Below are 18,150 nucleotides of genomic sequence, written 5' to 3'. Positions count from 1 at the left end.
GTACCGCTATGTTTTTTCGTAATACGTTTAAAATAACAAATAGTTTCGTAATTTTTATTTATGCTAGGGAAGCCACTAATTCTTCTGCTTTAGCCAGTGCCTCGCCAAGCTTGGAGGCATCTTTACCACCAGCTTGTGCCATATCTGGACGTCCGCCACCACCGCCGCCGCATACTGCTGCGACTTCTTTAACGATCTTACCAGCGTGGAAGCCCTTCTTCACCAGATCCTGTGGTACAGCTACAACAAAGTTTACCTTGTCATCCATCGCTGCACCCAGAACAAGTACAGCATCCGGGAGCTTGGATTTCAATTCATCTGCAGTAGAACGCAGAGCGTCCATATTTCCGGCTTGAACAGCAACAGCAAGAAGCTGTGTACCTGCACCAACCGTCTTCACGCTACTTGTTAGTTCAGCGGCAAATGTTGCGCTCAGCTTAGATTGCAAGGATTCATTCTCACGCGAAAGCTCACGCACTTGGTTATGCAATGCTTCAATCCGTTTTGGAACATCGTTTAGAGAAGACTTCAGTAGACCCGCAGATTGCTTGAGCAGATCCAGTTGGCTCTCAGTAAACTGATAAGCGTAACGTCCAGTCACTGCTTCGATACGGCGCACTCCTGAACCAATACCACTTTCGCTAAGCAGCTTGAAAATTCCAATTTGAGATGTGTTGGATACATGGCATCCACCACAAAGCTCAAGGCTGTAATCGCCGACTTGAACGACACGGACAATGTTGCCATATTTTTCACCAAATAGTGCCATGGCGCCCATAGCCTTAGCTTCATCAATCGGCTTGTTCTCAATGACTACATCAAGACCACGCCAGATTTGTGCATTCACGCGATGTTCGATGTCGCTTAGTTCTTCCGGTGTAATCGCTCCGAAATGAGAGAAGTCAAACCGTAAACGTGCGCCTTCTACTAAAGATCCTGCTTGGTTGACATGACCGCCAAGAACCTCTTTGAGCGCTTTATGCAGTAGATGGGTAGCTGTATGGTTCTTCACGATATCTTCACGCTGTGTACGATCCACTTCAGCGCGAACCGATTCGCCTACTTTCAATTCTCCAGCTTCCACAGTTACCAAATGTACGTGTTGACCATGTGGAGCCTTGAACAATCCTTTTACCTTAGCTGTAACGGAACCGCCAGTAAGCAGTCCTGTGTCACTCACTTGACCACCACTTTCAGCATAGAACGGTGTTGCCTCAAGAATTACTTGGCACTCTACGCCTTCGCCAGCAGTATCGACCAATTCATCACCCACAACAATAGCCATGATTTTCGACTCTGTTACCGAGTCATTATATCCAACAAATTCACTTTTAACCGTCAGATCCGCTAAAGCGCCACCTTGGATCTTCATGCTGCCACCGTCATGACGTGCAGCTCTTGCACGATCACGCTGTTCTTGCATAGCGACATCGAAGCCTTCACGGTCTACAGTTAATCCTTGCTCTGCTGCGAAATCTTCAGTCAGGTCAAATGGGAATCCGTAAGTGTCATATAGCTTAAATGCATCAGCTCCAGCAATCGTGCTGTGCCCATCTGCTTTTGCTTTAGCGCTGATCTCACCCAAGATAGCCAATCCATCAGACAATGTCTCATGAAAACGTTCTTCTTCTGTACGGATAATCTTTGCGATATATTCCCGATTCTCGACAACGGATGGATAATACACACCCATAATCTCACCAACGGTTTCCGTCAACTCATGCAGGAACGGACGATCCAGACCCAGTGTCTTTCCGTAACGAACAGCACGGCGTAGCAAACGGCGGATAATATAACCACGACCTTCATTAGAAGGAAGTACTCCATCCCCTACGGCAAAAGTAACGGTACGCACATGGTCAGCGATAACTTTAAGCGCGATATCCTGCTCAACATTATCTTTATATGTTACACCGGCAAGCTCAGCTGTTTTTTGAATAATCGGTTGGAACAAATCGGTATCGAAGTTGGAATCTACATCTTGAAGAATGGATGCAAAACGCTCCAGTCCAGCACCGGTATCAATGTTCTTGTTCGGAAGCGGCGTATAGCTGCCATCCTTGTTATGGTTGAATTGTGAGAACACAAGGTTCCATACTTCGAGCCAACGTTCGTTTTCTCCACCTGGATACATTTCTGGATCGCTCATGTCGCTGCCATAAGCTTCGCCGCGGTCATAAAAGATTTCCGAACAAGGACCACAAGGGCCTTCGCCGATATCCCAGAAGTTCTCATCCCCCAGCTTAATGATGCGTTCTGCTGGCAAGCCCACTTTTTCATTCCACAGCTTGAATGCCTCTTCATCCTCAGCATACACAGTTACGGAGATACGTTCTGGATCGAAGCCGATCCACTCCTTGCCAGTCAAGAATTCCCAAGCCCATGTGATAGCTTCTTCTTTGAAATAATCGCCGATAGAGAAGTTACCTAACATTTCGAAGAATGTATGGTGACGGCGTGTCTTCCCTACATTCTCGATATCATTGGTACGAATACATTTCTGCGAGTTCGTCAGGCGCGGATTCTCAGGAATCTCACGTCCATCGAAGTATGCTTTCAGAGGTGCCATACCTGCGTTGATCCACAACAGCGAAGGATCGTTATGCGGTACGAGAGATGCACTAGGTTCAATCTTGTGACCTTTACTTTCAAAAAACTTAAGCCATTTGGAACGAATTTCACTCGCTTTCATTGTTTACAGCTCCCGTCTCATCTTTTTAATTCGGCTCATGCGCCAGATTGTACAAATTTTCTAAAAAATAAAAACAAAAAAACGCCCCTGAATAATTCAGGGACGATTAATATCGCGGTACCACCCTGGTTATCGCCTTGACCCAATTTACGGGAAAGTTAAAGGGCGATCGCCTTGTCGCGGCTGATAACGGGTGCCCCCGGTGAGTTTGTGATCTCACACTCCGAAATTAGCTTTCCACCGGCCTGTCTTCAAGGTTCTCCCAGCCATTACGAAATGCTTTCGTAAAGGAACCTGTTCTCTGATCAAGCCATCCTCCGGCGTACTTCATTTTCATCAACGTTTTATCCGATTTGCATTTTAACATTTCAAGTATAGCCAGTGCCCTTGCATCTGTCAATCTGGGGAAATGTGAAGATAAAGTGAGGATGTATGATTTTTCTAATGGTGAACTAGAGCACTGAAGAATATAGTAAAAATCCCAGATGCTTTTTTGGTAAAATATGTATCATTAATAGTGCTCCAGAATACACGCTCTCAAGATAATTCTAAGGAGGATTACAAATCATGCAGCGCAATAAAGTAACTGAGGAGCTATCGATTGTTAAAGTTAAGCCTACATCAATACGCTTTATCGTCAGTCTCATTTTTATTCATATTCTCTTCACCCTAATGGTTAACCTTATCCTTTTTGCAAATGGAACTTTAAGCGTTATTGCCAAAAGCACAAACGGATGGATCAACGAAACGTTAGCTGCAAATCTGTTCGGTCTTGTGTTAGAAGTAGTTATTTTCTTATGTATAATAGCTAAATTATCACCTGGGGATTTTGGGTTGAGAAAAAATAAATTATTAGCAGGACTTTTCGGTATTTTACTATTTTGGCTCGCTATAAACATTGTTGATTTAGGTATGACATTACTGACTCACTCAAGTTTAACATTCAATAATGATATTTTTACGAATTCGAACGTCGTCTTGGGTGAATTTCTGGGTCAGATTTTCGGAAATGCTTTACTGGAAGAAGTTTTGTTTCGGGGCTTTCTGCTAGTTCAAATCTATCTCTTATTAAAAAAAGTCAAAAACAACACTTCACGCATCGGTTATGCAATGTTTATCTCACAATCTATCTTTGCCGCTATACATATCCCAAATCGGATCTATTCAGGATTAGTCGGAATGGATTTTGTTTATGATTTTATCGTACTAGTAATTCTAGGGGTCATATTCTCATTACTCTATGTCTTAACCAGGAATCTATTTTTCGTGATTGGCGTCCACTCCTTAATGAATGTTCAGATTATGTTTTGGAATAGTAGTTTTACTTATACAGCAACTTTAATCTGTGTGTTGTTACTGACTTGTCTTTTAATTTGTTTCAAAAGGAAGGAATTCCGAGCGCAGAAATCAGAGGGGGCAGTGCCAAGCTGAATAGCTGGAATCGGAGAATTTTCTAGAACCGCGACTGACCCAGTTGTAAACATAATCAGCTAAAGCAAGCAGTCGATAACCAAACAGGAGGGCAGCAATTCTCAAGTAAATATGAGAATCACTGCCCTGTGCTGTATTTTTACGTTTTTAATATAAAAGAGCTACGTTTCCGTCAGCTGGCGTAGGCAGTACGTATCCTTACCAACAATTCTAAATCAGCTTGTGTGCAAACCACTTTTCGCCCCTGAAGCGCCAAAGAAAAATGCCCCCGCGAACGGCCCACTCGCAGTTCATCGCCAGCCAGACACCCATGACACCGTAGCCCAGTACGATCCCAAGGATGTATCCAAAAATTACCCGAAACAGCCACATTGTCAACATTGAGGTAATTGAGGTGAAGCGGGAATCTCCTGCAGCCCGCAGCGCGGACGGCAAAATAAAGCTGACGGCCCACAGCGGAACTTGGGCAATGGAATTCACCAGCAGCACCACAAACAGATCATCAATGATCTCGGAAGGCGGGGAAAAGATCGATACCAGCGGGTGGAATAGCGGCATCAGAATCAAGGCGATCAACGCTAAAGAGCCGGACCCGATCCAGAGGAAGGACTTGATGAACTTTCTGGCTTCAGAGACATTCCCTCGCCCGATACATTGGCCGACCACCGTTACAATAGTTAGCGACAGCGCGCTGGCTGGAATTTGAAACACCAGAGCCAGTGAGCCGGCAATGGCATTGGTCGCAATGGCATAAGTGCCTAGGCTGACAATAAACACCTGAGTGAGCAATTTACCCCCGTTGAAGAACATCTGCTCCGCCGCGAACGGCACGCCGATGAACATGATTCTCCGCAGCATGGTCAGTGGGATTCGGAATAGGTCACGAAAACGTACCCGCAGAGCCGTATCCACCTTAAACAGATACACCAGGGCACAAACCATACCTGCATACCGCGCGATATTAATCGCAAGCGTCATCCCAAGCACACCCATGTGCAACAGGTAAATGAAGACCACGTTCAGGATAACATACAGCAGGTTCATAATGAGCGACAGCATCAAAGAAGCCCGTGTCTTGCCCACGCCTCGCAGAGCTCCGCATACCGCCTGAACCACCGCGATGCCCAGATATGAGATGCTGCTACCGATCAGGTAGATGCGGGCATTGTCCAGCACTTCGGGTGAGGCGGTTCCGAACAAAAGGTTCAATATAGGAGTATGGAAGCCCATCAGCAGCAGACCGATTCCCAAAGCGATCAGCGATACCGAGGCGACCGAAGCCGCCGTAGCCTGGGACACCATCCGGTCGTTTCCGCTCCCTTTATACTGCGCGACTACCACTGTCCCCCCGGTTGCAACCGCCACGAACACATTGATCAGAAAAATATTCAGCGAATCCACCATATTCACTGCACTGACCGCTGCCATCCCGGACGAGCTGATCATTGCGGTATTTACCAGATTAAGTCCAATAATGAAGGCCTGGTCAATCAGAATTGGAATAAATAAAGCTATAATTTGCCGATAATCCATCCCCTCCCCAGAAAGATATTTCTCCAGCAATCTTTTCTTCTGAAGACTAGTGCGAAGCTGCATAACATATCACATTCTTTTCTGTAAAATGGAAAAAACTCTTCATCCGAAGAGCTTTTCAACAAATTATACCCATTATACCGTGGGCACTTTACATTCAGTTTACTATAGATACACTTTTAAGTCTTTAATCAGAAGTCAAAAAACAGCAACTGTCCTTCACATATTTGGATCTTCATTAGAGGATAGATTGAGCCGTTAATTCAATCTCATTTCAATTTATCGATCTTCTTGACAGTAACTTGTGCAGGAAATGAATCATCACTTCCTTCATATAAGACTTCTATTTCTTCGCCTATCTTATACTTTCTAGGTTTTACTTTACTTATACAAATAGTGTGACTATACTCCCCAGACTCTATTAGCTTCTTGTAATCTTCATGTATATCTTCTTTTACAGCTGTGAGATCACGAGAATTCTTTTGTTATCAGCATCAATTGTATGGATCGTACCTATAAACTTCTCTCCTTCTGAACTACAAGCAGTAAGCAACAACAAACACACGATCCATAAACTTCAAGTACATTTCCACAAAAGATTCATTTTTAGATTCATAGACTCTCCCCTTCAAGGTTGGAACTTCGATTGACAAGGCTGTAAATGCGAATGTGTAGGATTATTTTTACTTGTGGCTCGAAAGCTTCTTATAAGCAAGAATTACTGCAGATTTGCTGGAATTTATGGCTTTAGCCCTCTTCGTATCAAAAATAATATATTTTGCTGATTTCTATCATGATCGATCTTTGCATTTACGCAAGAAAAACGCCTGACGTCTTCCTTGGAGGTAGAGTTACAAGCTGAGTACATCCGTAATTCCATAATCGTATCCATATACACCTTCGTAGTGAGGTTCCTAAAGACGGACCGTATTGCACTTATTCCCTATAATAACAAGCCCATTCCTGGGTGACTTGGGGCGGATAACGGCGCTGGCTCGCTTACGTTACCGTCGGCACATTGTATTTGGTTTTTCGCATACATTCGGCTCGCTTACGTTACCGTCAGCACATTGTATTTGGTTTTTCGCATACATTTGGCTCGCTTACGTTACCGTCGGCACATTGTATTCGGTTTTTCACATACATTCGGCTCGTTTACGTTACCGTCGGCACATTGTGTTCAGTTTTTCGCATACCTTTGTCCGTAAGCTTGACTAAAACATGCATTTCGAAGGATATAAAGTCCGCTCGGCCCGTTATACATCCCAAAGAGGCGTGTGCTTAATTAAAAACAGGGCTCCCCATGGCCACCAGTTGAATATAGACCATCCCATCAATTCGTTTCACATTTCTCCGCAATCTCGAAATTTTATAAATTCTATTCCATAAAAAAAACCGCGCTAGGCGCGGATTCTTAAAGAAGCTATTAAAGCTTATATTATTTTGCACTCTCCGCAATCGTCTTATAAGCCGCTAAATCTGTATACACTTCCACTTTAAGCGGATTGCGTTTATGTTTGGTAATTTTATAAAAGTGATAGACAAACACTGCAATATTAGCTGCTAAAGATAATGCACTTACAACCCAAAGTGCCGTTTCGCTGTGAGAAGATTGTACGGAGAACTTTGATTCGCCAACAAACGCTGGAAACGACATCGTAAACATCATCCAAAATGCCAAAGTTTGAGCGCGGTGCTGTAGCCATGCTCCTTTTTTGAAGAAGAATGCTGGAATTGTACAAGAGATCAGAAGAGCTGCGCCTGCATAGAAGGAATGGTCAGAAACTGCGTTATATACATAGGCAAAGTTCCAAATGTCATAAGCAATGATCCAGAACCACAGCTGGTCCGGCCACAACATATCCTTACTCTTGTCTTTACTAATAACAATACCCATCCAACCAGAAATCGTAATAATGTTCAGAATACCTGCGATCCCGTTCATAATGTTCCAAGGACCACCTACCATCATTACGCCATCTACCATGCCTTGCAAGCTGTACACTTGGAAATCACGGATAACTGCTTCAAGAATGTTAACTGCAAGGATAATAGCCGGGAACATTAATATATATTTATTTTTGTCCCAACCTTTAACATAACGGATAGCCATAAACCCTATACATCCTGCCAAGGCAGAATATACTTTTACCCAGTGAAACCATGTTCCAGTACTGGAGCCTTTGCCTGCCGTATTTGGCCAGACTGCTATGGTAAGAACAATAGGGACAACGATAAACAGAATGATTGAGAACCACTTGCTCTTTCGAGCTATTTCGTTGAAAATCATTAATCCTGCAAGTACCACTAACCACATTAGAGCAGAGTACCAAGGAATCGATTCGAATAAAAACATAATGTATTCCTCCTTCATATTTTGTATATAAGCGATGTCTTGAGTCCAATATATCCCATCCTCCTTCGTACGATCAAACCGCTAAAAACGTTGATTAATCAATGTTTTCATAGTCTCATTTCGAGTTGAGTTTACACATCAATAGTACTGAAAATTATCAAAGGACCTAACCGAAGTAAGGGAATCTATTAGAAACTATGTCTACAGAACTACAGACTGTAAACCTAACTCGAACGTAAAATATCCCCACCAAGTGGAGTTTAGCTTCGATGCTTACACAGATACTTTGCGGGGGCCAAAAATATACTTTATCAATGTAAAAAAACCTTGCCGACAAATTTCTTTGTGGACAAGGCTCCTCACAGCTCTATTTTAAAAAAATTTTTCAACTAAGTATTTCGAATATACGATACAGTTCTCCAGTGTAGGAAAATTCATGATTTCTCCAGCATAATAGATCTTATCTCTCCCCTGCATTTGGTCAAGCCTTTCATAGAAGCCTTCACGGATCGCATTAGAATCTACATGGGGGAACTGCTTCCAGCGCTTCATCATATACAGCCGGATATTCTCGCCGCCAAGCTCGCGAAGTTTAGTTTCTACCTTTTCCCTCATCTCGAGATCTGTCATCTCATCATTCTCCGCTACATAAACCGTAACTAGATCCGTTGTGCCCATATCTGCCCACCTGTAATACCATGCCATCATATGTCCCTTGCGTTCAGGATTCATATTGCACGGGATATACCCAGAAAGCTCCGGCAACCCCTTCACTCTGTAGGCATATACCCGAAACCGTTCATAGATTATGCACTCAAATAATGCTTTGTCTACCGAAGATAAGTGAATCATATCGCCCAGATGCTCTAAGGAAGCTGTATAAATAACCTTGTCAAAATAAAAGATATCCTGGTTTGTTTCCACCCGAATTTGACCATTATCCTCTTGCTCCATATGTAGCACTTCACAAGTCAGACGCAAATCCTCTACTTGGTCGGCCATTCTTCTAATGAGTTCAGTGACTCCCTTAGGCCAGGTTATCATGTGTGTGATCTCAATAAAGGATAATAGATTGTCGTAAGTTAGAAATTTCAACACATACGCAGCCGGCACATCATGGATACTCCCAAAACCAAAAGTATTAAAGTAATGCATATACACCTGCCCAATAACAGTTAGCTCATTCTCCGTACACCATTCTGAAAAAGGCTGACATAGATCAGCAGGTAAGTGGAGAAAACCCGGTTCTTGTAATGACTTATAACGGTTCAATATATCCGGCAACCGTTTGAATTCTTGTGCAAACACCTGAATCTGATCCATGGGAATCTGTGAAGTCTTCCGCCCGTTTGTATCAAAAAATCCCCGTTCCAAGAGCGGCCCCTTATCCATAAGATCAAACTCCCTCATGAGTTCAATTGTATGTTTATAAGTTGGCAAGCCGATTAGGGTTCCCATTTCATAGGTTTTCCCTTTATATTCAATCGAATGACACTTGCCACCTACTCGGTCTGACTTCTCAAGGAGAGTGATATGGTTATATCCTTTTTTCGCTAGCTGGTAAGCAGCTGCAACCCCAGAAATCCCTGCACCGATGATCCCTATCCTGTCTTCATGCTTCATATTAGTCATCATCCGTTATCTCCTTGTAAATAACCATAATGGCAAAGTCTCATGCTGACCCGTATACTCAAGTGCGACATCCGATGGTATTTTACCTTGATTAGGTCCGTCTGTGATTACCCTGCTGAAGTTATAGATCCTCAAATATTCATGCAAGCGCTTTTCTAAAGTCTCAAAGGAATCAATCGTATCATCCAACCAAGCCTGCTGGTAGAATTCTTTCGTCAACACCGCTACAAATTGCTGTAAGGGCTGAAATACTTCTGTCTGATCTGCAGTAATGGCTACTTGATTAATGTTGTTCTTATGTAAAAAATCGCTGTATTTATGTTTACCTCTATCCCAGTTCGTAGTAAATTCACGACTCTTGTTCGTAACCAGATTATCAATTTGGAATTCTAAGGTCTTCATCAATGGGATGACCTTCAAATCCATAAAATCGATAAAATGAATGGCGGACTTCCGATTATATAGCTTAACTAAGCCTAATCTGGAATAGGCATCGTAGACCACGTATTGATACACCTTTCCTACCCTTGGGAACACTCCCATATAGCTAATACTCTGTTGGCACATATACCCGGGATGAGCATTTTCCGGATTTTTCATCTTATAGTCCAGAGGTTTTGGTTTCTCTTTACACCCTCTGCTGTTAGCCACTTGCGCGCCGTCTCTCTTCTTTGATTTGACTTCTTTGGCGTAAGCCTCACGTTCTATTCTCTTACTAAGCCCATTTCGACGCAGCACATTATAAATACCTGACTCCCCTATGTTCACACCCTCATCCTGCAGTTCGTAAAAGATTCGCTTGGGTCCATCTTCAGGGAATTTGGCAACGTATTGTAAGATCAATCTTTCCGTTCGCTTATCCACTTTATTAGGCATTACCGGCTTTCGTTCCTTCTCTGCCAGTCCATCCATCCCCTGCTCTTGGTAAGCTTTACACCACTGATAATAGATCGTCCGGGATATGCCAAACTCCTTACAGGTTTCGCTCACATTGTTGCTGATAGTCCCTTGCATGAGGATATGATATTTGTTGTTTGCATTCATCTATTACACCCCCTATTCTCTTTATTTTATACATAGTTGGCGTTAAATACAGTACTATTCTACATTTTCATGAACAAGCATAAACGCCTTCAGCGTCCTTATAAGGAAGTTAAGCGTTTATGCGAGAAATATTAGACATAAAGGATAGGTGAAAAACTTATACTTTCTAATATTTTGAAAAAAGAGAGACAGCTCAAGGCTTCTCCCCATTCCGAACAAAATGTGTGATGTATTCCCCTCCAGAAATCTCCAAGCAGTTCAGATGTTGACCATATGCGCATCCACCATCCACACCAATCTTATCTCCCTGCGGACTAAACCAGATTTCTTCAGAATCATGTAGATCCATCGTCGAGGTATGACCGAAAATAACCGTTTTGTTAGTACTAACTACCGGATTCGTATAAAATGGTCCTCTGATCCAGATGAAATCGTACGGCAACTGCCGCTTCCAATCCTCTATTAATGGATTAATCCCTGCGTGGACAAAGATATGTTCTTCTGTCTCGCGATAAAGTGGCAATGAACTTAGAAAATCCAAATGATGCTTGTATTTCTGTCTAATCTCTTCTTTCAGCAATATATAATCGTTCCAGCCAAAATCCTGGATGCAGAAAAAAAGACGTTCCGGCAAAGGCACCGAAATATCTTTTAGTTATGTTCGTTATACGGAATCCATAACGAGCGGATCTTCATCGGATTGAGTAAAAAGCTGGCGGCTTCTGACTTCATGCACTGCTTCTTGAAAACGATCACACAAAAAAATCAACTGGTCGATCTCTTTCTTACCTACTTTTTCCGTAACTTCACTTAGAATACCTGAAAAAGTAGCCATCTGGGAATCATAAATCTGCTCCCCTTTATTCGTCAGACCAATATATACAACCCGCCGATCGGTATCCGACGTTGTTCGCACCACGTAACCCTTCTCCTCCAAACTGTTAACCATTTGTGTCGCAGTAGGTCTGCTAATTTGGAGCAAGTCGCTTAATCTAGAAATCATGACTCCCTGCTGCTCTTCGACTTCGTCTGAAAGCTTCTTTCGCTTCATTAAATTGTTTATGACATACATCATCATAAATTCTCTATACGAAATCACTTCCTTTGAGGACGGACGAGAGGTCAAACGTTTAATATTCTCAAAGGCTATAATTAGCTTTTGCTCTTGACTATTTTGAGTATCCATAGGGCACCTCCAATTTAACTCAATCTAATTAGATTACTTACCTATTTCCAAAAAATCAAGTCCAAATCACATTCTGTTTCCATAAAAATTAAATAATTAAACAGTTGTGCTAAATGATGAATTTGTGTATTATACATAAATGATAGTTTGGCTACCTAATTATTAAAACATGAAATCCCAAACTACAATATATATAAGTTAAAGGAGAGGAACAGCTCTGGAGCATCTTACGCAAAAGAAAAAAGTTACAATTATGATTGCTTTAATGGCGGCTATGTTTTTCGCAGCAATCAACCAGACCATTGTGGGTACTGCAATGCCCCGAATTATTGCGATGTTAGGAGGCATTGAACACTATACTTGGGTTATTACCATCTATATGCTCACCTCTACAATCGCTACCGTACTTGTCGGTAAATTATCCGATATCTATGGAAGAAAGCCATTCCTCTTAGCGGGGATCGTTATTTTTATTATAGGCGCTTTCCTGTCCGGATTGTCGACAAATATTTTCCAAATGATCACTTATCGCGGGATTCAAGGTCTTGGCGGCGGGATTCTAATGTCAGCTACCGTAACTGCTGTAGGTGATTTGTTCGCTCCTAGAGAGAGAGCCAAGTGGACTGGAATTATGATGGCCATATTTGGATTCTCTAGCGTAATTGGTCCTACCCTTGGCGGCTTCATGGTGGACCACATGGCTTGGAAATGGATCTTCTGGATCTTCTTGCCTTTCGGTATCGTGGCTTTCTTTATGATTTGGAAAATGTTCCCCAAAACTGCGCGCTCCACTTCAGAATCCATTGACTACTTAGGCTCCATTTTCCTTTCCCTTACCATTGTTGCACTCTTGCTCGGCTTTTCATGGGCGGGTTCAAAATATGAATGGGGTTCGCCAGAGATTCTTAGCTTGTTCGGGGCATCTATTCTCGGAGTTATTATTTTAATTCTGATTGAACGAAAAGCTAAAAGTCCAGTATTACCATTATCTTTATTTAAGAATTCCATCGTAACCATCTCCATGGTTGTCGGCTTCCTGATGAATGCCGGTATGATGGGCGCAATGATCTATCTGCCATTTTTTGTCCAAGGTGTAGAAGGTGTCTCCCCGACCAACTCGGGATTCATTAATATGCCAATGTCACTGGCAATGATTGTACTTAGTACGCTCGTGGGTAGATGGATTTCCAAATCAGGTAAATACAAGCGCTATGCACTGATGGGTATGCCATTTATGGTTGTAGCCATGATCATAATGGCCTTTATGAGCAACATAGCTATGGCAGTAGTCAGCATGATTGTCTTCGGGATTGGTTTAGGACTATCGATGCCAGTATTTACCTTAACCGTGCAAAATGCTGTAGCTCCTTCCATGCTAGGCGTTGCTACTGCTACAAATACTTTGTTCCGTAATTTAGGTGGAACCATCGGTATCGCTATTATGGGTACCATCATGAACACTTCATTAACGAATAAACTAGAGGCAGCGGTATCCTCTGGCAAGGGTCCGGATTTAACCAAACTTGACCCTGAATCCGCCAAGCAGCTTTCCGCATTTATGAACCCGCAAATGCTGCTAGATCAGCCTAAGCTGAAGGAACTGCATGCAACGCTGCCAGAACAGATCCAGCCGCTCTTCAATCAATTGATTGAGATGCTGCGGAACGCGCTAAGCGATTCCTTGACGGTTGTATTCTTAAGCGGCACAGCACTGTTAGTAGTCGCAGCACTGCTTGTCCTTTTCCTTAAAGAGATTCCATTACGAAGTGGTGAGAAAAAAATAGAGGTAACTGCAGAGGGAAAAAGCGAAAGCAAAAACCTTGAAAAGACTGTACCTACTGCACATTAATCACAAATAAATATACATTAGAGATGACCGTAAACAGCTTAGGCTGTGCGGCATCTCTTTTTTATGTGAAGGGAATTAGGATTCGGTTGGTTGATCGTTCAATTCTTCGAAATAATCGTAGACTTCGTTTAACATCTCCATTAAAGAATCTGTCTTATCTTTGCCCATATAATCAATCATACCTTTAAAGGTATTTCGGGATTTCGTCACGGCCATTTCGGCCAAATGCTCTCCTTTTTCCGTAAGCGTGATCTCACTGATTCGGCGATCCTGAGCATCGGCAGAACGTACTACATATCCCTGTGCAATCAGGCTGTTGACCATCTGTGTAACCGTAGGAGAAGTGACTTTAAGAAACTTGCTGATATCTGATACTGTCTGGCCCTTCTTCCCTTCCCGTTCCTTGCCGAGCTTTAAAGAAACCAACATCCGAACCTCACTTGGCTTCAATCCCCAGACCGTAGTTTTACGCCAATTCATCCTGGCAAATTGCTGGAAAGCTTCCATTAGTCCATCCACATTCTGATATTTATCTTCGTTCATCAGTACACCCCATAAGATCCATTTAACACTAAGTATAGCCTAATCGGGCATAAAAAAGAATTGATAGATGTCAGGTCTCCATTTTCAAATCATTACTTGCGAGATGTATAATGAGATCAGAAGAAAGGGCCTCGTCGTCCTTTACTGACGATAACTGATACATTGTTATATTTAAAATACAGGCAATTCATGCCTATTCGAAAGAGGTTATCTATCATGTCCTTTTCTTATTCTACATATGACGCTCTAGGACTTGCTTCGCTTGTCAAAGCACGTGAAGTCTCCCCTCGTGAGCTTGTCGAAGCCGCCTTCGCTCGGCTCGATGAAGTCAATCCAGTCCTTAATGCGGTCGTACGTACTCGTAGAGAAGCTGCTCTTAAGGAAGCTGACGATATGCCTGTTCATGATAGCACTCGCCCGTTTGCTGGCATTCCTTTTCTGTTCAAGGATATCTCCCAAGCTATCGCTGGAGAACCTCTTACTTCGGGTGCCTTGCTAATGAAAGATAATATTGCTAGACGCGACTCGAACTACGTAGCACGAATCAGAAACAGCGGTTTTATTCCACTTGGACATACGAATACGCCAGAATTCGGCCTCAAAAACATTACCGAGAACGTCCTTCATGGCCCGGCACGTAATCCGTGGAATCCCGAATATTCCCCTGGTGGTTCGAGTGGTGGCGCAGCTGCGGCGGTAGCTTCTGGTATTGTTCCGGCAGCGGGAGCTAGTGATGGTGGCGGCTCGATCCGTATCCCCGCCTCGTTCACCGGCTTGTTCGGCCTGAAGCCCACTCGTGGACGTACTCCAGTAGGACCAGGTGTCGGTCGTCAATGGCAAGGCGCTTCTATTGACTTTGCATTGACAAGGTCCGTACGCGATAGTGCTGCGATGCTGGATCTACTACAGGTTGTGCAGCCAGAGGCTGCTTTTCAAACACCTCTATATCCGGGCGTCTACTTAGACGATCTATTCAAGCCAACACAGCGAAAACTACGCATAGCGTTCACAACAGCTTCTCCAGTAGGCACTCCTGTAACGAATGAAGCAGTCATTGCTGTGCTCAAGACTGTAAAATGGCTCGAGGCTGAGGGGTATGAAGTTGAAGAAAAGCTGAGTCCCGTAAATGGTGTAAGGCTGATGGAGAATTACTATACGATGAATACTGGCGAAGTGGCAGCGATGTTCGTATCGCTGGAAAAAATGATGGGACGTTCCATTACTTCCAGTGAAGTCGATATCGTTACTTGGGTCCTTGGGGAAGCCGGAAGAAAGGTCTCTGCGGCAGAATTTGTGCATAGTCTGGATGAATGGGATATTGCAGCCGCTCAAATGGCAGGTCTGCTTAACCGCTACGATCTGTATATCACACCAACAAATGCGGATTCAGCCCCTAAGATTGGTGAGTTAACGCATAGCTCTGCTGAAATCGAAAAACTGCTGCATGTAAATGAGTTGCCGAAAGAGGAACAAGAGCGAATGATTTACGCTATGTTTAAACCAAGCCTAACCTACACACCGTTCACCCAGCTCGCCAATTTGACGGGTCAGCCAGCTATGAGCGTTCCCGTCCACATGTCGCGAGAGGGACTACCGTTGGGGGTACAGGTAATGGCTGCTAAAGGCAGGGAAGATTTACTGCTTCAGCTTGCAGCCCATCTTGAACAATCCGAGCTGTGGGTAGGGATGGCAGGGAATCCGCTCTTTCCATGATGAAATTCATGAAGTGGTGGCTAAGTCAATTGAGGATCCAAGATCGATAAAGATTTGAATCAAATCAAAATGAGATGGCCAAACAATGACTATGATTGGATCAAAATAGATAATAGTATTAGCGCTAATGTATAGCAGATATATATTAATAAATTAATGATTCTGGTACCTATGAAAGATAATAGTAAAACAATGTATATTTTAATAGATGAATGCTTATATTATTATATGAATAGGGATAAAATTGCTAGAAAGAAGCCCGTTCTTTATTAGTGCAGGCTTCTTTCTGCTTCAAGATGCAAATACTATTTACTACATTGTAGATGGGAAGTTTTATAATAACGGCATTATTCAATCAATTACTGGTGATATACAGATTGGAATCGGTGGTGCAACAACTCTTGGAATTTCTGCTACTGGTAATACTAATTTGTATATGATCGTTTTCCAGTCCGATCCTTTTACTTGGTACTAAATAAAAAAATCAAAACCATGAAGGATCAGACTTAAGCGATCCTTCATGGTTTTTTATTAGAGTGCATATATTAAAAAGAAAAGCTGAGTGCGGATTTGTTATTATTCCCTTTTATAAAAAAATGGTATTATATTCATACGAAATACCCATTAGGTGGTGTAGAGTTGGATGGATAAAAACAACAATAAATTGCTCTTATCAAGTATCGTCATCGGATTATTGATTATGTTCTCACCAATAATCCTTACAGGGTATACCTATTCGACTGACAGTATTTTGGGTCCCCTTTTATATTTTGAATTTACTATCAGATCATTAGCCTTAATTATTGGATTGCTTGTAATTTATGATGGAGTTAAGAATTTTCTCAAAAAATAATACAACGATTTTAATTCTTCTTTATAATGGTGAACCACGACATTTTTTTGACCCAAGGAGACCTCTTCGAATACAAGGGGTCTCCTTTGTATTTGAGAAGACGACAAGATGCAATATACTATCCGAGTATGATTTCTGGAGAATATAAATCTCACGATAATAGTTTTTACCGGAATTATTTTCTGTTATTTTTAATTTCTACTGTTAACAGGTTAGCAGTCTTCTAGTGATTATTTTATTCCTTAAATCACCTATCTATCTACCTTATAATCCTTTTAATTAAAAAACACTCTTTAAGCTAAGTAGTTCAGTGCTGGCGCTATTTCTTCTAATTACACCGATAGCTAACGCACAAGATGACATCATCACTAAAGAAGATTCAATTACTCAAAGAACTGTAATTGATTCCGAGCTAACTATTGAAAAAAGAAGTGATGGTCGTGTTGTACCTATCGTGAATGCAGATGATTTAGATGATAATCAGCTCAATAGTGTTCTAAGAGCAATGAATTATAGCGATAATTTGATAGAAAGAATGCCTGAGCAGCAAAAAAAGTTTTACGCTTCTAATGGCGGAGTTAATATTCCAGTTGAAACTACTTTAAAAAGATATTTCGTGACTTCCGACGGAGAAAGAATTTTAGTTACTGAAGAAAATAAGTTTGAAATTGAGACACTTAGACAAAAAGAAGCTCAAAAGCTTAAAAGTGAAAAAGGTATTGACTTTAGAAATCACTCCTTTAGTGTCGTCGAGTGTAGTTGACGGCTCCTTTTCTGGATGGGCCTCACTAAATTACTATGGTAAATCACCTAATGCTACAGAATTCGAATTTGGATATGGTGATAGGGGTTCAGATTACAAATCAAGGAAGTCTTTATGGACGTGTTGCTGCAATTAACTTGGTAAACTCTCTTACAGATAGTTCTGGCGGTTGGTTAGAAGACAGGGTTAGAATTCCTATAACTTATAAAGGACAATCCGGCAGATGGGTAGCACGCTATACTCATCCATGGTCCCCTGTTATACCGAGTCTTACAATTGGACCAGTGTCTTTAAGCTTCGGTACTTTTATAGGCGATGAATGGGAATGGGAAAACAATTTTACTATTCAAGCTCAATAAAGTAGAACTACTGTCATAGAGTTTATACGCTCCTCATATTGTAGACAGGATAAAGGGTTATTCCTGCTACAATATGAGGAATTTTTAATTACTTTCTTAAGGAGTAATTATAAAATCAATAATATATTGTAACTGATTAGATACATTCAATGTTTAAAAATCTCATTTTCAATAAATAGATAGATAAGGAAGATAC

Annotated in this window: 15 protein-coding genes; 5 read left to right on the top strand and 10 right to left on the bottom strand. The window is 42.0% G+C overall.

Annotation, left to right across the window (positions count from 1 at the left end; translation table 11 throughout):
• Positions 1–58: 58 nt before the first annotated feature.
• Entirely contained in the window at positions 59–2,692 is a 2,634-nt protein-coding gene (alaS, locus tag L1028_RS28300) for an alanine--tRNA ligase (protein WP_234541314.1), read from the bottom strand.
• 229 nt (positions 2,693–2,921) lie between these two features.
• Positions 2,922–3,059 (bottom strand): hypothetical protein, encoded by a 138-nt coding sequence (locus L1028_RS28295; protein ID WP_234541312.1) that lies wholly within the window; start codon positions 3,057–3,059, stop codon positions 2,922–2,924.
• Positions 3,060–3,259: 200 nt separating this feature from the next.
• Here L1028_RS28295 and L1028_RS28290 point away from each other — a divergent pair, with 200 nt between their 5' ends.
• Positions 3,260–4,123, top strand: a complete 864-nt coding sequence (locus tag L1028_RS28290) for a CPBP family intramembrane glutamic endopeptidase (protein ID WP_234541310.1) — start codon at positions 3,260–3,262, stop codon at positions 4,121–4,123.
• 210 nt (positions 4,124–4,333) lie between these two features.
• Here L1028_RS28290 and L1028_RS28285 read toward each other — a convergent pair whose 3' ends face one another.
• From L1028_RS28285 to L1028_RS28260, 7 genes are all read right to left on the bottom strand, one after another.
• Positions 4,334–5,719, bottom strand: a complete 1,386-nt coding sequence (locus L1028_RS28285; protein WP_234541308.1) for an MATE family efflux transporter — start codon at positions 5,717–5,719, stop codon at positions 4,334–4,336.
• A 206-nt stretch (positions 5,720–5,925) separates the two neighbouring features.
• Complete coding sequence (locus L1028_RS31800) at positions 5,926–6,102, bottom strand: hypothetical protein (RefSeq protein WP_423803099.1); 177 nt, start codon at positions 6,100–6,102, stop codon at positions 5,926–5,928.
• Positions 6,103–7,094: 992 nt separating this feature from the next.
• Positions 7,095–8,012, bottom strand: a complete 918-nt coding sequence (locus L1028_RS28280; RefSeq protein WP_234541305.1) for a DUF5692 family protein — start codon at positions 8,010–8,012, stop codon at positions 7,095–7,097.
• A 372-nt stretch (positions 8,013–8,384) separates the two neighbouring features.
• Positions 8,385–9,647 (bottom strand): FAD-dependent oxidoreductase, encoded by a 1,263-nt coding sequence (locus L1028_RS28275; protein WP_234541304.1) that lies wholly within the window; start codon positions 9,645–9,647, stop codon positions 8,385–8,387.
• 3 nt (positions 9,648–9,650) lie between these two features.
• Positions 9,651–10,688 (bottom strand): helix-turn-helix domain-containing protein, encoded by a 1,038-nt coding sequence (locus tag L1028_RS28270; RefSeq protein ID WP_234541303.1) that lies wholly within the window; start codon positions 10,686–10,688, stop codon positions 9,651–9,653.
• 193 nt (positions 10,689–10,881) lie between these two features.
• On the bottom strand, positions 10,882–11,328 hold the full coding sequence (locus L1028_RS28265) for a metallophosphoesterase family protein (protein ID WP_234541302.1): 447 nt from the start codon (positions 11,326–11,328) through the stop codon (positions 10,882–10,884).
• 24 nt (positions 11,329–11,352) lie between these two features.
• Complete coding sequence (locus L1028_RS28260) at positions 11,353–11,874, bottom strand: MarR family winged helix-turn-helix transcriptional regulator (protein ID WP_052404196.1); 522 nt, start codon at positions 11,872–11,874, stop codon at positions 11,353–11,355.
• Positions 11,875–12,091: 217 nt separating this feature from the next.
• On the opposite strand from L1028_RS28260, the gene L1028_RS28255 reads away from it, so the two are divergent.
• Positions 12,092–13,723, top strand: a complete 1,632-nt coding sequence (locus L1028_RS28255) for an MDR family MFS transporter (protein WP_279306931.1) — start codon at positions 12,092–12,094, stop codon at positions 13,721–13,723.
• Between the two features lie 75 nt (positions 13,724–13,798).
• On the opposite strand, the gene L1028_RS28250 is transcribed toward L1028_RS28255, so the two are convergent.
• Positions 13,799–14,266 carry a MarR family winged helix-turn-helix transcriptional regulator gene (locus L1028_RS28250; protein WP_234541299.1) on the bottom strand — a complete coding sequence of 156 codons (468 nt, stop codon included), beginning with the start codon at positions 14,264–14,266 and terminating at the stop codon, positions 13,799–13,801.
• Positions 14,267–14,482: 216 nt separating this feature from the next.
• Here L1028_RS28250 and L1028_RS28245 point away from each other — a divergent pair, with 216 nt between their 5' ends.
• From L1028_RS28245 to L1028_RS28230, 3 genes are all read left to right on the top strand, one after another.
• Positions 14,483–15,979 carry an amidase gene (locus L1028_RS28245; protein ID WP_234541298.1) on the top strand — a complete coding sequence of 499 codons (1,497 nt, stop codon included), beginning with the start codon at positions 14,483–14,485 and terminating at the stop codon, positions 15,977–15,979.
• Between the two features lie 1,163 nt (positions 15,980–17,142).
• Positions 17,143–17,595 carry a hypothetical protein gene (locus L1028_RS28235; protein WP_234541296.1) on the top strand — a complete coding sequence of 151 codons (453 nt, stop codon included), beginning with the start codon at positions 17,143–17,145 and terminating at the stop codon, positions 17,593–17,595.
• A gap of 50 nt (positions 17,596–17,645) precedes the next feature.
• Complete coding sequence (locus L1028_RS28230; protein ID WP_234541295.1) at positions 17,646–17,954, top strand: hypothetical protein; 309 nt, start codon at positions 17,646–17,648, stop codon at positions 17,952–17,954.
• The last annotated feature ends 196 nt before the right edge of the window (positions 17,955–18,150 follow it).

It is taken from the genome of Paenibacillus pseudetheri (genome assembly GCF_924513355.1).
Lineage (GTDB): Bacteria > Bacillota > Bacilli > Paenibacillales > Paenibacillaceae > Paenibacillus_AQ > Paenibacillus_AQ pseudetheri.
This window is presented reverse-complemented; position numbering and strand designations above follow the sequence as displayed.